General features: G+C 59.6%; 11 protein-coding genes. 7 read left to right on the top strand and 4 right to left on the bottom strand.

Features of this window, described 5'->3' with window-relative positions:
- The first annotated feature begins 173 nt into the window (after positions 1 to 173).
- The 6 genes from ABVT35_RS20505 (at position 174) to trxA (ending at position 12,486) form a co-directional block, all read left to right on the top strand.
- On the top strand, positions 174 to 2,717 hold the full coding sequence (locus ABVT35_RS20505; RefSeq protein ID WP_368468942.1) for an ATP-binding protein: 2,544 nt from the start codon (positions 174 to 176) through the stop codon (positions 2,715 to 2,717).
- Between the two features lie 340 nt (positions 2,718 to 3,057).
- Positions 3,058 to 4,539, top strand: coding sequence for a tRNA (adenosine(37)-N6)-threonylcarbamoyltransferase complex ATPase subunit type 1 TsaE (tsaE, locus tag ABVT35_RS20510; RefSeq protein WP_368468943.1), 1,482 nt, complete (start codon positions 3,058 to 3,060; stop codon positions 4,537 to 4,539).
- A gap of 17 nt (positions 4,540 to 4,556) precedes the next feature.
- The gene (locus ABVT35_RS20515) at positions 4,557 to 5,303 is read left to right on the top strand and encodes a nucleotidyltransferase family protein (RefSeq protein WP_368468945.1); all 747 of its coding nucleotides are present in this window, start codon (positions 4,557 to 4,559) and stop codon (positions 5,301 to 5,303) included.
- Complete coding sequence (addB, locus tag ABVT35_RS20520; protein WP_368468946.1) at positions 5,300 to 8,443, top strand: double-strand break repair protein AddB; 3,144 nt, start codon at positions 5,300 to 5,302, stop codon at positions 8,441 to 8,443. Before ABVT35_RS20515 ends, addB begins: the two co-directional genes overlap by 4 nt.
- Entirely contained in the window at positions 8,440 to 12,012 is a 3,573-nt protein-coding gene (gene addA / locus ABVT35_RS20525; RefSeq protein ID WP_368468948.1) for a double-strand break repair helicase AddA, read from the top strand. The genes addB and addA overlap by 4 nt, the downstream gene beginning before the upstream one ends.
- Before the next feature lie 153 nt (positions 12,013 to 12,165).
- A complete protein-coding gene (gene trxA / locus ABVT35_RS20530) occupies positions 12,166 to 12,486 on the top strand; it encodes a thioredoxin (protein ID WP_368468950.1) in 321 nt (106 codons plus the stop codon).
- 102 nt (positions 12,487 to 12,588) lie between these two features.
- Here trxA and ABVT35_RS20535 read toward each other — a convergent pair whose 3' ends face one another.
- Positions 12,589 to 13,527 carry a LysR substrate-binding domain-containing protein gene (locus tag ABVT35_RS20535; protein ID WP_368468951.1) on the bottom strand — a complete coding sequence of 313 codons (939 nt, stop codon included), beginning with the start codon at positions 13,525 to 13,527 and terminating at the stop codon, positions 12,589 to 12,591.
- 121 nt (positions 13,528 to 13,648) lie between these two features.
- Here ABVT35_RS20535 and ABVT35_RS20540 point away from each other — a divergent pair, with 121 nt between their 5' ends.
- Positions 13,649 to 14,644 carry an MBL fold metallo-hydrolase gene (locus ABVT35_RS20540; RefSeq protein ID WP_368468953.1) on the top strand — a complete coding sequence of 332 codons (996 nt, stop codon included), beginning with the start codon at positions 13,649 to 13,651 and terminating at the stop codon, positions 14,642 to 14,644.
- Between the two features lie 57 nt (positions 14,645 to 14,701).
- Here the strand turns inward: ABVT35_RS20540 and ABVT35_RS20545 are convergent, their stop codons facing one another.
- From ABVT35_RS20545 to trpA, 3 genes are read right to left on the bottom strand one after another with little or no spacing between them, the layout of a single operon-like run.
- Complete coding sequence (locus tag ABVT35_RS20545) at positions 14,702 to 16,051, bottom strand: folylpolyglutamate synthase/dihydrofolate synthase family protein (protein WP_368468955.1); 1,350 nt, start codon at positions 16,049 to 16,051, stop codon at positions 14,702 to 14,704.
- The gene (gene accD, locus ABVT35_RS20550; RefSeq protein ID WP_368468957.1) at positions 16,014 to 17,021 is read right to left on the bottom strand and encodes an acetyl-CoA carboxylase, carboxyltransferase subunit beta; all 1,008 of its coding nucleotides are present in this window, start codon (positions 17,019 to 17,021) and stop codon (positions 16,014 to 16,016) included. Before accD ends, ABVT35_RS20545 begins: the two co-directional genes overlap by 38 nt.
- Positions 17,022 to 17,071: 50 nt before the next feature.
- Positions 17,072 to 17,911 (bottom strand): tryptophan synthase subunit alpha, encoded by an 840-nt coding sequence (trpA, locus tag ABVT35_RS20555; RefSeq protein WP_368468958.1) that lies wholly within the window; start codon positions 17,909 to 17,911, stop codon positions 17,072 to 17,074.
- Positions 17,912 to 17,913: the final 2 nt, after the last annotated feature.

Here is a 17,913-nt window from a genome sequence, read left to right on the forward strand (position 1 = left end):
TATATAGTAGTCGCGCCCTTGACTTTGGGCGCGATTTCTTTTTTGCCCTCACATCTTCACCATGATTCGGTAACAAGTTATTATAAAGACACAATGATTCGTGTGCTTGCCAGCAATTGGCGGGTGCGGAAGCAAGGCTGTCTTGGCGAAGATGCGGCAAAAAGGAACAAGACATGCCGGAGACTGATCTGTCTCTATCGGCGGGCGCCAGTTCAACGGCGTGCGAGGAAAGCGCAAATAGTTGGAGGCGTCGGATTGGCTTCGGGCTGTCTGGGCTGAGCCTGATTGCGACAACCTCCCTTTCGAGCGCCGCATGGGCGCAGACGGTGGCCGGTAATGCAGTGGGATCGGGCGGCGGCCTGTTCGCAAATTCGTTCGAGGTTATGAATTTCGCCCTGGTGATAGGTGCCGTTTCGGCCGCCATGATCTCGGCGATCTGGCTCATTAGGGAACGCGGCAAGATATCGCTCGACAATACCGAACTACGCTCCGCTCTCAGTGACGCCAATACGGAAATTGCACGCTACCAGTCGCTGATTGTCGAAAAGGACCGGAGCTATGTCATCTGGGACGGGCAGTCGGCAGCGCAGTTCCTCGGCAGCCTGCCCTTGCACACCGGTGCCCCACGCTCCAATTCGGAGATGCTCGCCTTTGGACGATGGCTCGAACCGGCAAGCGCCGCGCGCATCGAACACGCAATCGATTCGCTCAGAGCCCATGCCAACAGCTTTGACATCGAGATCGAGACCCAGCGCGGCCACTTGCTTGAAGCGCAGGGACGCACGTCCGGCGGCCGGGCCTTTGTTCGATTTGCAGCGCTTGCCAATGCACGCGCGGAACTTGCCGGTCTGAAGGCAGACCGCGACCGCCTGGTCGGAACAATCGAAACATTGCAATCGCTGCTCGACTCGATCGACATGCCGGCCTGGCTTCGTGATACGAACGGCAAGCTGAACTGGGTCAACCAGGCCTATGTCTATGCGGTTGAAGCAAAGGACACCTCAGACGTTGTTGAACGTGACGTCGAGCTGCTTGGAACCCAGGCGCGCGAGCGTATAAAAGCCGAACGGCTGCCGGAACGGCCCTTTGTTGACCGGGTATCGACGGTGGTGCGCGGTAACAGATCCTTCTTTGAAGTAACGGATTCAAGCTGCGCCTCGGGCTCCGCCGGCCTTGCGCAGGACGTGACAGAAGCCGAAGCCATCCGTGAGGAGCTCAAGCGTACCGTCGCCAGCCACTCCGAAACGCTTGATCATCTGGCAACGCCCGTTGCGATATTTGACGGCGATCAACGGCTGCAATTCTACAATCAGTCGTTTCAGAGCCTGTGGGAACTCGACACGCCGTTTCTTGAATCAAAGCCGACGAACGGCGAATTTCTGGAAAGGTTGCGGGCGGAAGGCCGCCTGCCGGAGCCCGGCGCCTGGAGAGACTGGAAGGAAGCAATCCTGTCGGTCTACCAGTCGGTCGACCCGCATCCGGATCTGTGGCATCTGCCGGACGGGCAAACACTCAATGTCTTTGCCAATGTGCACCCGCGTGGCGGCGTGACATGGGTTTTTGAAAACCTGACCGAAAAATACGATCTGGAAACGCGTTACAACACGCTGGTCAAGGTTCAGGGCGAAACCATCGACTACCTTGCCGAAGGCGTGTGCGTGTTCGGTGCAGACGGCAAACTGCGCCTGTCAAACCCTGCTTTCAGGGCTCTGTGGGCGATACCGGAAAAGGCTGCCGAGGCCGGCGCGCATATCAATGAAATCGCGGAAATCTGTCAGCCGTCCTATGACGAGCCGGATGGCTGGGCGCATTTTTCCTCGGTCATTACCGGATATGACGAGGAACGGCGCACGCATGAAGGCCGCCTGGAACTGCACAGTGGTCTGGTACTGGACTATGCCATCGTTCCGCTCCCCGATGCGCAGATCATGCTCACCTTCGTCAACGTGACCGACAGCGCCAAGGTCGAAAAGGCGCTGACGGACAAGAACGAGGCGCTGCGCAAGGCCGACGCGCTCAAGAACGATTTCGTTCAGCATGTGTCCTACGAGCTGCGCTCGCCGCTGACCAATATCATCGGCTTTACGGATCTTCTGAAAACGCCGCAGATCGGCGAGTTGAACGAACAGCAGTCCGAATATGTCGATCACATCTCGACATCCTCGGCCCTGCTTTTGACCATCGTCAACGATATTCTGGATCTTGCGACCGTCGATGCCGGTATCATGCAGCTCGATATGAACCGCCTCGATCTGCACGATCTGATCGACGAGGTGATCGGCCTGATCGATGCGCGGCTGAAGGAAAACAATATCACCCTCGAGGTTGATATTGACGACAAGGCCGGCGCGATTACCGCCGATGCGCAGCGCCTGAAGCAGATTCTATTCAAGCTCCTCAGCAATGCCGCCAACTATGCGCCCGAGGGAAGTGCGGTGCGCCTTTCCTGCCGTCGTGAGGGCGGCGAAATCGTATTTTCCGTCAGCGACAGCGGCCCGGGCATCCCGGGCGATGTCCTCAAAACGATATTCAACCGGTTTGAAGCGCATAACGGCACAGGCCGGCGCAGCGGCGCCGGACTTGGCCTGTCCATTGTTGACAGTTTCGTCAGCCTGCATAACGGTACGGTAACCGTCAGCAGCGACGAAGGCAGCGGCACCAACGTTGTTTGTCGTCTGCCCGATACCCCGCCGCTTCCTTCACAGGCGGCCGAATAGAGCTTGCCTTGGTCAAATTGAAGCATTTGATGGCGGAAAGTTGGCCCACTCGGCTAGGCGTGTTGCGCAGCGCGATGTGGTGCATCGGGCAAGCGGCACAACGACGCTGATGGGCCAATTGTCCGCCACCCTCTATAGCACTATGCTATTGACATGCTGTGGTAACCGGGCCGGGCGATTTTGCCCTCTGACCGCGTTGGATTGCGCTTGTGGTGGGGTGACACCACGGCGCGCAACCCGCCTTGTCAGTGATCAAAATCGCTTCGGTCAAATGTTTCAATTTGACCAAGACAAGCTCTAAGCGAGATCTGATTTGGCCCGCCAGCCGACCGACATTTATTTGAGCGACGAAAGAGCCACTGACCGCCTCGGACAGGATCTGGCGCTTGCGCTGCAGGCCGGGGACTGCCTGGCGCTTTACGGTGACCTCGGCGCCGGAAAGTCGACCCTGGCAAGGGCGCTGATCCGGTGCATTGCCGAAATTACGGATCTCGACGTTCCAAGCCCCACTTTTACGCTGGTGCAGAGTTACGATTTGCGCATACGCATCGCCCATTTCGACCTCTACCGCATTGGCGATCCTGACGAGCTGATCGAGCTTGGCCTCGACGAGGCGCTGGAGGAGGGTGCGGTTCTGATCGAATGGCCGGAAAAAGCACGGGACTTCCTGCCGGACGATGCCATTGCCGTCGTTCTGGAAGAAGAAGATGAAGGCAGGCGGGCCCAAGTCAGCGGCCCGCAGGCGGCAATGGAGCGGATCGGGCGCTCCTTGCAGGTTCGCAGCTTTCTAGACCGATCCGGCTGCGGCGACGCGGACCGGCAGCACTATCAGGGCGATGCCTCTACGCGCGTCTATGAGAAGATCCGGCGAAAGGACGGCATTGACCGCGTGTTGATGAATGCGCCGAAAAGGCTGATCGGACCCGTTCTGAAGGACGGCAAACGTTATGCGCAGATCGCTCATGTGGCCGAAGACGTCCGTCCGTTTGTCGCTGTTGGCGGTTTTTTACAGCAGGCCGGCTTCCATACGCCGGAAATCTTTGCCCAGGATCTTGATGCCGGGTTCCTGCTCCTCGAGGATCTCGGCGGCAATGGTATACTTGACAAGCAGGGCAAGCCCATCGTCGACCGCTGGGAAGCGGCAATCGATTGCCTCGTTGCCCTGCACCGGACAAAAATTCCTTCAAACATTGCCCTGCCGGACGGACCGGCGCATGAAATTCCGCCCTTCGATCGCGATGCCATGATGATCGAGGTTGAGCTTCTGTTGAGCTGGTTTCTCCCCCACAAGCATGGCAAGGAACCGCAACAGGACCTCAAGGACCGGTTTCACGAAGTCTGGAATGGACTGATCGACTGCCTTGCCACAGCTGAAAACAGCCTCGTTCTGCGTGATTTTCATTCGCCGAACCTGCTCTGGCAGGCCGGCAAACGGGGCATTTCACGGGTTGGGCTGATCGATTTTCAGGATGCGATGATCGGACCGGCAGCCTATGACGTCGCATCAATAGTCCAGGATGCCCGTGTGACGGTCGATCCGGCGCTGCGTAATCGTCTGGTATGGCGCTACGAAAGGGCCCGCAAGGACGACCCAAGCTTTGACTTGCCTGCCTTCCGCGAAGCGCTCGCAATCATGCAGGCGCAGCGTGCGACAAAGATACTCGGGCTCTTTGTGCGTCTCAAGCAGCGCGACGGAAAACCCGGATATGTGCGTCATCTGCCACGTATAGAGGCCTATTTAAACCACGCGCTCGCCCATCCGGTTCTCCGGCCCTTGCATGATTGCTACACAAAGGCTGGAATTGCGCTGAGCGAATCATAGGGAAGTCGACGAGCGAAATGCCTGAAAAAGCCATGATCCTGGCAGCCGGCCTCGGCATGCGGATGCGCCCGATCACGAACACGGTTCCCAAACCGCTGGTCCAGGTCGGCGGCCGGCCGATGATCGACTACGCGCTGGACAGCCTCGAAAAAGAGGGCATTGGCAGGATCGTCGTCAATGTCCACCATCTTGCAGACCAGCTTGTCGATCACCTGGAAAAAAGACCGGGCATGAGGGCGGCAATATCGGATGAGACGGAAAAGTTGCTCGATTCCGGTGGCGGCATCGTCAAGGCACTGCCGCTTCTGGGGTCCGATGCCTTCTTCATCCTGAATGCCGACACATTCTGGCTGGAGCCGCATGACAGCCACACAACCAATCTTGCAGCCTTGTCTTCCATCTGGAATCCGGCGGATATGGATATCCTGCTGATGACCGCGACACCGGACCAGACCATAGGGTATGGCGGCAAAGGTGATTTCCTCGAGGGCGGCGGGGGACGGTTGAGACGTTATGACGGCGTATCGAAAAACCCTGTCATCTATGCGGGTGCCGCCATCCTCAGCCCGGCGATCTTTGCCGATGCGCCCGCTGAATCCTTCTCGCTCAATCGCTGTTTCGACGAGGCGATTGCAAAGGGACGGTTGTTCGGATCGCCCATGCGCGGCCTGTGGCTGACGGTCGGAACGCCGGAGGCGATCGGGCAGGCGGAAACAGCGATGCGCAATTTCGAGACGGAAAAACAGCCGGATTTGTCTCCATGACATCGCCGCGGCTGTTTACCATTGCGCCCGGCGTGCCGTTTCTGCACCAGCTGGCCCGCTCGCTTTGCAATGGCGAACTGGTTAACGGTTTCACACATCGGGCGGATGATCCGCTCGGCCTTTCAAAGGCAACCATTTATGTTCCAACCCGGCGTGCGGCCCGGGCACTGCGGTCTGAATTTGTCGATCTGATGGACCGCAAGGCCGCGATACTGCCGATGATCCGAACGCTCGGGGAAAATGACGACGATGCCGGCTTTCTGGAAGAAGACCAGCCGGCGCTGCTCGATCTCGCACCGCCGGTGGGCAATACCGAAAGACTGCTGGAACTGGCGCAGCTCATCATGCTGTGGAAGCAGAACCTGCCAAAGAGCGTATCGGAATTTCATGGCGATAACCGGCTGATCGCGCCCGCAAATCCGGCCGATGCCGTGTGGCTTGCCCGCAGTCTTTCCGAACTTCTGGAAGCCATGGAAACTGAAAACCGGCCCTGGTCGGCGCTCGACGGTCTGGTTGGTGCGGATTATGCCATCTGGTGGCAGTTGACGCTGGAATTTTTAAAGATCGCGTCATCCTTCTGGCCGGCCAGGCTTGCCGAGCTTGGCTGTGCCGATCCGGCGGCCCACCGCAACGCCATTTTGTTGTCGGAAGCGGCACGTCTTGGGCAAAACCCTCCAGCCGGTCCTGTCATTGTGGCAGGTTCCACCGGTTCTATTCCCGCGACAGCCGAGCTTATGAAGGCCGTTGCGGGGCTGGACCAGGGCGCGGTGGTTTTGCCGGGGCTCGATCTGGCGCTGACCGGGGAAGTCTGGGCAATGGTTGGCGGCAAATCGCACGAAGAATTGGCCGATCCGGCCATCTGCGCCCATCCGCAATACGGTTTGCATGTTCTGCTGCAAAACCTCGGAGCATCGCGAACGGATGTTGTCCCGCTCGGACAGATTGAAGAGCCGGCAAATCAGCGCAATGCGCTTGTGTCCAGTGCCCTGATGCCTGCGGAAGCGACTGCTGCCTGGGCTTCCGACCGGAAAAACGCCGCAGACATCGAGTGTGCATTCGATACTGTTGAAATCATCGAGGCCGCCAATGAGCGCGAGGAGGCGCTGGCGATTGCAATTGCAATGCGCCTTGCCGCCGACCGCGGCAGCGAACATCCGGGACCGCGGCATGTCGCGCTGGTAACGCCCGACCGCAATCTTGCCCGGCGCGTAGCCGGTGAACTGCATCGCTTTGGTATCGACGCCAGTGATTCCGGCGGCGCTTTTTTGGCTTTGAGCCCACAGGGTACATTGCTGCATCTGCTGCTGCAAAGTGCCTTCGGACCGGAACGGACGGTTGCACTTGTCGGCCTGATGAAACATCCCCTGATGCGCTTGGGGCTTGAAGCTGGCGCGGCCAGGAAAGCAGCGCGGCTTGTTGAGCGCATAGCGCTGCGCGGCGGTGCCGGAGACGTGCAGCCTGACGCCCTGACAGACCTGTTTGATCGTCGGCTTGCGGAGCGCCGGGAAAACGAAAGACATGCACCGCATTGGCAAAAGCGGCTTTCGGATGCCGACATTGCCCTGGCACGTGATTTTGCCGGGCGCGTGGAAACCGCGTTCGGCCCTTTGATCTGCGCGCAAAGCGGGTCGGTTTCGGACTGGGCGCGTCAAACGGCTCACCTGCTAGAGGCGCTGGCCCGCGACGAGGAAGGCAGCCTGGCGGCGCTCTGGGGCGATGAGGCGGGTGAAAAACTGGCAGCGCTCTTTGCCTCGGTTATCGAGGACCGGTCAGGCTTTTCCTGCAATGCCTCCGATTGGATCGAAATGGTTCCGGCACTCATCGCCGGCGAGCTGGTCAAGCCCCGCGCCGGTGGCCACCCGCATATCTTCATCTGGGGTGCCCTTGAGGCACGACTGCAGCATGTCGACACGCTGATCCTTGCAGGGCTCAATGAAGGAACCTGGCCGGGCAGTGTTGCCAGCGATCCGTTTTTGTCGCGCGCCATGAAAGCCGGTATCGGCCTTGACCCGCCGGAGCGCCGTATTGGCCTTGCCGCCCATGATTTTCAGATGGGTCTCGGTGCAGAGCACGTTATATTGAGCCGGGCAGCGCGTGCCGCCAACGCCCCGACGGTCGCCTCCCGCTGGCTTCAGCGTCTATCCGCGGTCATCGGCAGTGCGCAAACCGAACACCTGCGCGAACGTGGCAACAGATATCTCCACTGGGCTGCCATGCTCGATGAACGCGACGACATGCCGCTAGCGAACCGGCCAGCGCCGAAACCACCCGCAGATCTGCAGCCGAAACGCTATTCCTTCAGCGAAATCAGAACTCTGCGAAGGGACCCCTATTCGGTCTATGCCAGGCGCGTGCTCCATCTCGACCCGCCGGAGGCGTTGATCAGCGACCCGGGACCGGCCGAAAGGGGCACGCTCTATCACCGGATCCTGGAATGTTTCATTGCCGAAAATCCCGATCCGGCAGCAACCGATGCCCTCGACCGGTTGCGTGATATTGCAACAAGGGAATTCGTCCGCGAAAATCTTCCCGATCATGTTGCCCTCATATGGCGGATGCATTTCGACCGGGTTGCCGAGGCATTTATCGATTGGGAGCGCGGTCGTTCGGGCATAACGGCGCGTTTTACCGAGTGCCGCGCGAAAATGGATCTGTCCGGAAGCGGTATCACACTTTCCGGCATTGCCGACCGCATTGACATCGATTCAAGCGGGCAGGCCGAGATTTACGATTACAAGACAGGGTCTTCGCCAAGCCGCAAGCAGGCCTGGACCCTGCTCGATCCGCAATTGCCGCTGGAAGCCGCTGCCCTTCGCGCCGGAGCATTTGCGGATGTCGGGGCGCTGGAACCGGCAAGCCTTGCCTATGTGCGCCTGAAGCCGGAGACGGAGCTGAAGGTCGACAGAATCGAGGGCGGTGTTCGAGGTTACGACGAGGATAAAACGGCTGTCGATCTGGCCGAGGAATCCGTGAAGCGGCTGAACGACCTCGTTGCCGCGCTTTCAGAAGGAAAAGTCGGCTTCGCGTCGCAGGTCATTCCCGAAAGCGCCACCCATTACGGTCACGATTACGATCATCTTGCCCGGGTGCGTGAATGGTCCTCGGCGGATGCCGGTGAGGCGGATGGGGGCGAGGCATGATGGCGAAGGCTGTCCCGCCCAATGCCGGCGAATTCATCGAGCGCGACCTCGACTGGACGACGCGACAGCAGGGCCTGGCTTCCGATCCGGCGCGCTCTGCCTGGGTTTCGGCCAATGCGGGCTCGGGCAAGACGCACGTCCTTTCCCAGCGGGTCATACGGCTGCTTCTGGCCGGTTGCCGGCCATCGGCCATATTGTGTCTGACCTATACCAAGGCCGCCGCGTCGGAAATGGCCAACCGCGTATTCGACCGGCTGGCCGAGTGGACAGTGCTGGACGATACGTCGCTGGCTGAAAAAATAGCCGAACTTGAGGGAAGCCGGCCCGATGCAGCCCGGCTCGCCTTCGCCCGTCAGCTCTTTGCCCGCGCGCTGGAAACCCCGGGCGGGTTGAAAATCCAGACAATCCACGCCTTTTGCGAGGCCGTGCTGCATCAGTTTCCGCTGGAGGCCAATGTCGCAGGTCATTTTGAGGTGATGGACGACGCCACTGCCGCGCGCATGTTGGCCGAGGCGCGGCAGGCTCTGCTTTCGGCTGTGGCAAACGGTTCGGATAGTGACCTTGGTGCCGCCTTCGACATTGTATTGGAGGCGGCCGGCGAATGGGGCACGGATGAGCTTTTTGCCGAATTGGTACGAAAGCGCCAGCCAGTTCGGCGCTTCCTTGCTGCTGCCGAACGCCATGGCGGCGTCGATCCGGTGCTGCGCAAGGCGCTGCGGCTTTCCCCGGAAGAGAGCGAGGGCGATGTTTTCAGTCAGGCATGGCCCCTGCCCCCGCTCCCCGAAGCCGATCTTGCAGCTTATCGGGCCGCGGCGCTTGCCCAGTCCGCCGCAACGCCCAAAACGACCTCTGAGAAGATCATTGCCGCCGGCGCGGAAGCCGATCCGCAAAGACGGTTCGACCGACTTGTGGATGTGTTTTTGAAAAAGGACGGCCAACCCCGCAACTTTGGCAAGGCGGCTTCCGTCAGGGTTGCGGAGGCTTTTCCGGAAATTGGCGAAAAGCTCGAAAATGCGGCTTTGTACATCCGTGCGCTGGTCGATCGCCTGCGCACATTGCGTATGTTGCGTGGTACGGAAGCTGCCCTGACGCTCGCACGGCGGCTTGATCATGATTACGAAGCGCTGAAACGCCGCAGCGGAACGCTCGATTTCGAAGATCTCGTCACCCGCACCGCGAGCCTGTTGCAGCGTGACGGTGCCGGCCCCTGGGTACATTACAAGCTCGATCAGGGGATCGATCATATCCTTGTCGACGAGGCACAGGATACAAGCCCCGACCAGTGGGCCGTCATCACCAGGCTTGCCGAAGAGTTTTTCGCCGGCGAAGGGTCACGCAGGGAAATCCGCACCCTGTTTGCTGTGGGTGACGAGAAACAGTCGATCTACTCCTTCCAGGGCGCCCGCCCCGAGCTTTTCATGCAGACCGGTCGAACCGTGCGCAAACGCGCACTTGCGGCGGAAAGGCGCTTCGATCCGCTTAATCTTTATCTGTCCTTCCGCTCGACCAGGGATGTGCTTTCCGCCGTCGATACGGTTTTTGCGGCAGAGGGCAATCGCAAGGGACTTTCATCGGACGATGATGCGATAGCCCATGCCTCGTATCGTGCCCGCGAACCCGGTTCAGTCGATATCTGGGAAATGATCGGTAAACAGGCCGCGGACGACCACGAGGACTGGAAAGCCCCATTTGACGCAACGCCGGAATCCGCGCCGCCGGCGGTTCTTGCCCGCCGGGTGGCGGCAACGATCCGCCAGTGGTTCGATGACGGAGAAACGCTGGTTGAAAAGAGAAAGCGGCGGGTGCTGACGGCGGGCGATATTCTCATTCTGGTCAGAAAACGCGACGGATTTGTTGCCGCTCTCATGCGTGAACTGAAACGCCAGCACATCGCCGTCGCCGGTGCCGACCGGCTGAAACTGGTCGAGCACATCGCCGTTGAGGATTTGATGGCGCTCGGCCGGGTAATGCTGCTTCCAGGCGACGATCTCTCGCTTTGTGCGCTGCTCAAGAGCCCGCTGTTCGATTTTACCGAAGATGACATTTTCCACCTCGCAGGCAAAAGGCAAGCCGGCGACAGCGTTTTCGGCAGGCTTGCAGAGCTTGCGGAAGCGTCCGGAGGGCGCTGGGCTTCGGCGCACGGCTATCTTCGCGAGCTTCTGGCGCGTGCCGACCGGATGCCGGTCTTCGACTTTTACGCCCGCATCCTTGGCCGCGACGGCGGCCGGGCGAAATTCCTTGCGCGTCTCGGCAGCGAGGCAAGCGATATACTCGATGAATTCCTGAGTTTTGCGCTTGATCAGGAAAACACCGCGCTTCCCGGTCTGCAGGCCTTCCTGGCGACACTTGAAGCCCGCTCGCCGGAAATCAAGCGTGAACTCGAACAGGGCCGCGACGAGGTCCGCATCATGACGGTCCACGCATCCAAAGGGCTGGAAGCACCGGTGGTGTTCCTGGTCGATTCCGGCGGCAAACCCGCCGAAAGCCTGCATATTCCGAAACTGCAGGAACTGCCGCTTGAAAAAACCGTCGGGCCGCTGCCGCCCGCAGTCCTGTGGGTGCCCGGAAAGAAAGTTGCGAACCGGACGACGGACGGGCTGAAGGCTGACATTCTTGCCGCATCCGAAGAAGAATACCGCCGGCTCCTGTATGTCGGCATGACCCGCGCGGCCGACCGTCTGATTATTTGCGGCTATCATGGTCTGCGGATTCCGGCCTATCAGCACTGGCACCGGATGATTTCCGAATCACTTGGTGTCCATGCGGCCTGTATTGAGCAGGAATACGCGGTTTCGGGCCAGGAATGGCAGGGCCTTCATTTTTCGGTTTCCGATAAAGATCAGGATTTCGGCACGCAATCGCAAAGCGCCGAACGCACACCTCCGCCGGCTATACCGATTGCGCTGAGTGAGCCACTCGTGATGCCCGAACGTCTGCCGAGACCGCTAGTACCATCCGCTGCCGGCGCGGTTGTCGATCCGGAGATGGGCGAGGGCTCGAAACGGTCGCCGCTTTTTGACGACATTCAATCCGGCGGGCGGCCGCTGGAGCGTGGCCGCATCATTCACCGCCTGCTTCAATTGCTGCCCGGTGTCGGACTTGAGGAGCAGGAATCAGCGGCACGGCGCTATCTGGAACGCACGATCGGAGACTGGCCGCAAAACGACCGGGACGCAATCCTTGCATCCGTCCTTGAAATCCTTTGTGATACGGCATTTTCGGACTGTTTTGCGCCCGGCAGCCAGGCCGAAGTGTCCGTCATGGGAACGCTGGCCGTCGCCGGCAGCGAGCGGGCGATTTCGGCCCGTCTCGACCGCATTGCCGTGACCGAAGATCGTGTGCTGATCGTCGACTACAAGACCAACCGTCCACCGGTTCTGGCAGCCGGGGATGTCCCGCAGACCTATCGGATACAATTGGCGCTCTATCGTGCGCTTTTACAGCCGCTCTACCCTGAAAGGAACGTGGAGGCGGCGCTGCTATATACCGAAGCACCGGTGCTCATTGCGTTGCCGGCCGCAATGCTGGATGAAGCGCTTGCGGCATTGGAAAAGGAATCGCGCCAATAGGCGGGTTTGGAAAGATCATTGCGCCGTTTGACAACAAAGTGACATACCGGTCCTTGAAATCGGCGACCGGGTACAAGATATTAGCAATAACTAAAATGTTTGCGACGCCGACAGTCCGACTGCCGGCAAACGGAATGCAAAGGAGCTTGAACGATGGCCACCGTTAAGGTTGACACATCCAATTTTCAGTCGGAAGTACTCGAGGCCGCCGAACCGGTTGTGGTCGATTTCTGGGCGGAGTGGTGTGGCCCCTGTAAGATGATTGCCCCGAGCCTGGAAGAAATCTCTTCCGAAATGGCCGGCAAGGTGAAGGTTGCCAAGGTCAATATCGACGAGAACCCGGATATCGCTGCCCAGTATGGCGTGCGTTCCATTCCGACCCTTGCCATGTTCAAGGGCGGAGAAGTGGCCGATATAAAGGTCGGCGCCTCGCCGAAATCTGCCCTGTCGAGCTGGATCAGCGGCTCGGTCTGACCGGCTGCCTTTTGGCCCTATGCTGGATTTGAAAACCGCATCGTTGCAAGAGGGTGCGGTTTTTTCTTGCTGCTTGCTGCAAGTGGATACGACAGCGTTTGTTCAGGCGGATTCCAGCCGTGTCTGCTTTGCGGATTGCGTTAACGACACGCCCGGCAATTCAGCGAATTTCGACAGGAGCCGGTCAATGAATAGCTCGAAGCGCCTGGGTACCGGCCCGCTGGTTGGCCTGATCAGATAAACTGGCTTTCCCGGCACTTCATAGTGGGGCAGCAGCTGCTCGAGCGTGCTGTCCTTCAATTGCTTTTCGACGAAGAATTTCGGCAGGCGAGCAAAGCCAACACCACTCTCGACGGCGCTCATCATGTAATTCGGATTGTCGGCGACAAAGGTCGGGCGAACACGTGCGTCGACCGCCTGCCCGTTCAAGAAGAGCGGCATGGAGGGGCGGCTCAATTCGTCGCGATACTGGATGTGGTCCAGCGAGTTGAGTGTTTCGTGATTCGCAGGTCTTCCCTTTCTGTCCAGATAGTCTGGAGTTGCTACCAGGACTACGTCCACGGTTGCGATCCTGCGTGCATGGCCTGATCCGTCACCAAGGCTGCCGATGCGGATTGCAAGGTCGTAGCCCTCACGCACCACATCGACGAACCTGTCCTCATTGCGTACCGTGATACGAAGCTCGGGATGGCTCTCCCGAAGGCTCAACACAACAGGGCTCACAACCGCGTTGCCGAGCGCAAAGCTGACGGAAATGCGCATCGGGCCCTCCAGATCCGAACCGAGCGCTTCCAGGTCCGCGATCATCGCCCGGTTGTGCTCAAGGATGACCATGGCGTGTTTGTAGACGATGTCGCCGGCACGGGTGGGCGTGACGCCTCGGGCGCTGCGGTGGATCAACGCGCTTCCCGTTTGCTTTTCAAGTGCGGCAATGATCTGGCTGATCGCCGGCTGGGTTTTGCCGAGCCGTCTGGCCGCGGCGCTGAGCGAACCCTCGTCAAGCGCACAGACGAAACTCTCGAGACTGTTCAGTAGGTCCATATGCCTGCCCCATAAGTCCTGCTTATATTCGAGATAAGCACCGCTCCCCTGAATTTCCATTGCTGCGGGTACGATATTTTTCCCATCGGCAGATATTTTTCCAAACTGCAAGGACAATGGAATGACACTGACACGTCGCAACTTTATTACCTCTTCCGGCGCCATTGCGGCCGGAGCTGCAATCGCCGTCCCGCTGGCAAACATGGCAATACCGGGCGTTGGTCATGCGGCCGCACCCAAGGCAGGCGCACAAGTTCCCGGTCTTTATCGCTTTACCGTCGGCGAATTTGAGGTGACGGCCATTCTGGACGGTTACCTGAACACAGATTCGGAGCTGATTAGCGGATATGAGGAAACAGAGGCGCGCGCGGCCCACCGGACCGTTCGTCGCCCCTTCACCAGCACAGAAATGAAAATTGCAGTCAACGGCTACGTGGTCAACACCGGCGAGAAATTGCTGGTGATCGATTGCGGCACGGCTGATTTTCTAGGCCCCACTGCAGGCCGTTTCCATGACGGGCTTACCGGGGCCGGCTATCGGCCCAGCCAGATCGATGCGGTACTGACCACGCATCTGCACCTCGACCATGTCGGCGGCCTGTCAACGAAGGAAGGAGAGGCGTTATTTCCGGACGCCGAGCTGATCTCCAACAAATCGGAGTGGGATTTCTGGCATGATGACGGTGCGCGGGCCCAGGCACCGGACGCTGTGAAGGGTTTCTTCGACATTGCCCGGATGATGGTCAGGCCGTATCAAAAGCGCATCACCATGACGGAGCCGGGAAAGGAGATCGTGCCGGGCATCGAGGCTATATCCATGCCGGGGCACACGCCCGGCCATATGGGCTTTCTGTTGACGTCAGGCAATGAAAGCCTGCTGATCTGGGGCGACCTGCTGCATTTCCCGCAGCTGCAGTTTGCTCAGCCGGACTGGTCTGTGGCGTTCGACGTGGATCAGGAATTGGCCCGGCAGACCCGTGCCGGGTTGCTCGACCGTGCCGCGGCCGACGAAACGCCGGTGCTTGGTATGCACCTGGATTTCCCCGGCCTTGGCCACGTAATCAGGGAGAACGGCAACTATCGTTACCTGCAGACGCCCTGGCAGTATCAGCTCTGATTTGCATATTCGAATGCGGAGTGCGGCCTTTGTGGCCGCACTTTTGCCGGCTCCCGGCTATTTGGGAACGAGGCCGTTGTCGGCAAGGATATCGCCGATCAGGTAGAGCGATCCGCCAATCAGGATGCGCGGCGGCGCTTCCATGTCCTCGAAATCCTCGCGCATCAGCGTCAGCGCCTGCCGGACATCGGATGCAGGCTGGGCTGAAAGGCCGGCGCTTGAAGCGTCCTCTGCCAGCACCACCGGATCGATACCGGCCTCCGAGCCGGTGACGGGCACCGTGTAGACGTGCCGGGCCATGCCGGAAAAGGCTGCGAAATAACCGACCGGGTCCTTGGTATTGATCATGCCGCTGATGAGAAACAAAGGCCGTGCGCGTTTTTCCTCAAGTTCGGCGATCATCTCCGCTATCGCGTGACCGGCTGCCGGATTATGACCGCCGTCGATCCAGATTTCGGCAGCTTCAAAAGCCTGCTCGACAAGCGGTCCTTCAGTGACACGCTGCATACGCCCAGGCCACTCGGCTTTTTGCAGCCCTTCTTCGATTGCCCTGTCGGAAACATTGAAGCCCGCTGCCTTCAATGCCCGAATGGCGGCCGCCGCGTTGGAAATTTGATGCCTGCCCGGCAGCGGAGGCAATGTAAGGTCCGCAAGGCCGGTTTCGTCCTGATAGATGAGGCGGCCATGTTCCTCATGGGCATGGTAATCCTGCCCGTAAACGCTCACCGGACAGCCGAGCCGTTCGGCTGTCGAAACAACCGTGTCGCGCGCCGCTTCTTCCTGCTGGAAGCCGACAACGACCGGAACGCCCCGCTTGATGATGCCTGCCTTTTCGGCTGCGATCAGCTCGACCCGGTCGCCGAGATAGGACTGGTGATCGAGCGAGATCGGCATGATCAGGCTGACCGCCGGGCTCTTGATCACATTGGTGGCGTCGAAACGCCCGCCCAGGCCCACTTCCAGGATGGCCGCATCGGCGGGATGTTCGGAAAACAAAAGGAAGGTAACGGCAGTCAGGATCTCAAAGACCGTGATTGCTTCGCCGCCATTGGCCTTGGCCACCCGACGGATGGCGTCCGCAAGCACGGCGTCGTCGACAAGCTCACCCGGCGCACCCTTCCGGCCGATGCGGAACCGCTCATGCCAGTGGACGAGGTGCGGCGAGGTGTGCACATGGACAGCCAATCCCTGTGCTTCCAGAATAGCGCGGCAGAAACTGCTCGCCGATCCCTTGCCGTTGGTGCCGGCAATGTGGATCACCGGCGGGAGCTTGTCCTGCGGGTTGCCTAAACGGTCCAGTAGCCCCGAAATGCGATCAAGCGAAAGGTCGTACCCTTTCGGATGAAGGCTCATGAGATGTTCGATTTCGTCAGCCGCGGTTGTCTGCGTCACGATTTTCCGTTCCATCGGCGGCAGGGGTTTCGCTGGCTTCAACGACCGGTGCAGGCGCGGCCTCGGTTGTTTCAGCGGCTACTTTGCCCGCACCATTCGTCTTTTCAGGAGCAACGACGCCATCGAGCTGATGGGCCGGTTTCTTCATCATGATCTTGAGCAGGCGCGCCAGCGTGTCCGGCAGCTCGTGACGGGTAACGACCATGTCGACCATACCGTGTTCCATGAGATATTCCGACGTCTGGAAACCCTCGGGGAGCTTTTCGTGAATGGTCTGTTCGATAACGCGCTTTCCGGCAAAGCAGATTTCCGCGCCGGGTTCGGCGATATGGATGTCGCCGAGCATGGCGTAAGAAGCCGAAACACCGCCGGTGGTCGGATTGGTCAGCACGACGATATAGGGAAGGCCTGCCTCTTTCAGCATCTCAACGGCCACTGTAGTGCGCGGAAGCTGCATCAAAGACAGGATGCCTTCCTGCATGCGCGCGCCGCCCGAGGCCGGGAACATGACAAGCGGGCAGTTCTGCTCGACGGCATATTCAAACGCATGAATGATGGCCTCGCCCGCGGCCATCCCCAGCGATCCGCCGATGAAGGAAAACTCATGCGCGCAGGCAACAAGCCGCAGACCCTTGACGGTGCCGATCCCTGAAATGATCGAATCTTCGAGGCCCGTTTTTGCCCGCACGTCACGCAGACGGTCGGAATATTTTTTTGAATCGCGGAATTTCAACGGATCCTGTGCGGATTTGGGGCGTTCGAGTTCCTCGAATTTGCCGTCATCGAACAGGTAGCCCAGACGGGCCCTTGCCGAAATCTTCATATGGTAGCCGGAAGAAGGGATAACCCATTGATTTTCCTCCAGATCCGTGTGGAACACCATTTCCCCGGTTTCTGGGCACTTGATCCACAGATTCTCCGGAACGTCCCGGTGTCCAAGCATCGAGTTGATTTTCGGACGCACAAAGCTGGTAATCCAGTTCACGGCGCAATACTCCACATCATCGACAATACCAAACCCATAATGTGGGCATTTTACTCGGCGGCTGCAAGCCGGGCGGAACGTACGCCCGATGCGAGCGACTGAACCAGTTCGCGTACGCCGGCGGTCGTGCTCTGCGTTGCAGCGCCGTTTTCATCCAGCGATCCGGCAATCGCGTTGACGATTGCGGTCCCGACCACAACACCGTCGGCGGAGGCACCAATCGCCCGCGCATGTGCTTCCGTCTTGACGCCAAAGCCGACACATACGGGCAGCTCCGTGTGGCCCTTGATGCGGGCAACCGCTGCGCCGACCTTGTCGGTATCCGGCAGCGCCGACCCGGTAATCCCGGTCATCGAGACGTAATAGACGAAGCCGGACGTGTTGTTTAAAACGGTCGGCAACCGTTTGTCGTCTGTTGTCGGCGTTGCCAGGCGAATGAAATTGACGCCCTTGTTCAGTGCCGGAATGCACAGTTCCTCGTCCATTTCCGGCGGCAGGTCGACAACGATCAGACCGTCCACGCCGGCCGCAACCGCCTCGTCCAGAAACCGGTCAACGCCGTAGATGTAAATCGGATTGTAGTAGCCCATCATGACGATGGGCGTGTTTTTGTCGCTTTCGCGGAAATCACGTGCCATCTGCAGCGTCTTGGCAAGGGTCTGGCCACCCCTGAGCGCCCGCAGACCTGCCGCCTGAATGGCCGGCCCGTCGGCCATCGGATCGGAAAACGGCATGCCGAGCTCGATAATATCGGCGCCAGCGTCCGGCAGCGCCTTCATGATTTCGAGCGATGCGGCATAATCCGGATCGCCGCCCATGAAATAGGTTACAAGAGCCGGGCGGCCCTCTTCGGCAAGTGCCGCAAAACACTGGTCCATACGTGCGGTCATCG

The sequence above is a fragment of the Hoeflea sp. TYP-13 genome (assembly GCF_040932035.1).
In the GTDB taxonomy this organism is placed as follows: Bacteria; Pseudomonadota; Alphaproteobacteria; order Rhizobiales; family Rhizobiaceae; genus Hoeflea_A.

Bases quoted from the DNA above. Each gene is read 5' to 3' on its own strand.
- ABVT35_RS20505 (WP_368468942.1), top strand. From the start codon at position 174: ATGCCGGAGACTGATCTGTCTCTATCGGCGGGCGCCAGTTCAACGGCG.
- ABVT35_RS20515 (WP_368468945.1), top strand. From the start codon at position 4,557: ATGCCTGAAAAAGCCATGATCCTGGCAGCCGGCCTCGGCATGCGGATG.
- addB (WP_368468946.1), top strand. From the start codon at position 5,300: ATGACATCGCCGCGGCTGTTTACCATTGCGCCCGGCGTGCCGTTTCTG.
- addA (WP_368468948.1), top strand. From the start codon at position 8,440: ATGATGGCGAAGGCTGTCCCGCCCAATGCCGGCGAATTCATCGAGCGC.
- trxA (WP_368468950.1), top strand. From the start codon at position 12,166: ATGGCCACCGTTAAGGTTGACACATCCAATTTTCAGTCGGAAGTACTC.
- ABVT35_RS20535 (WP_368468951.1), bottom strand. From the start codon at position 13,527: ATGGACCTACTGAACAGTCTCGAGAGTTTCGTCTGTGCGCTTGACGAG.
- ABVT35_RS20540 (WP_368468953.1), top strand. From the start codon at position 13,649: ATGACACTGACACGTCGCAACTTTATTACCTCTTCCGGCGCCATTGCG.
- ABVT35_RS20545 (WP_368468955.1), bottom strand. From the start codon at position 16,051: ATGGAACGGAAAATCGTGACGCAGACAACCGCGGCTGACGAAATCGAA.
- trpA (WP_368468958.1), bottom strand. From the start codon at position 17,911: ATGACCGCACGTATGGACCAGTGTTTTGCGGCACTTGCCGAAGAGGGC.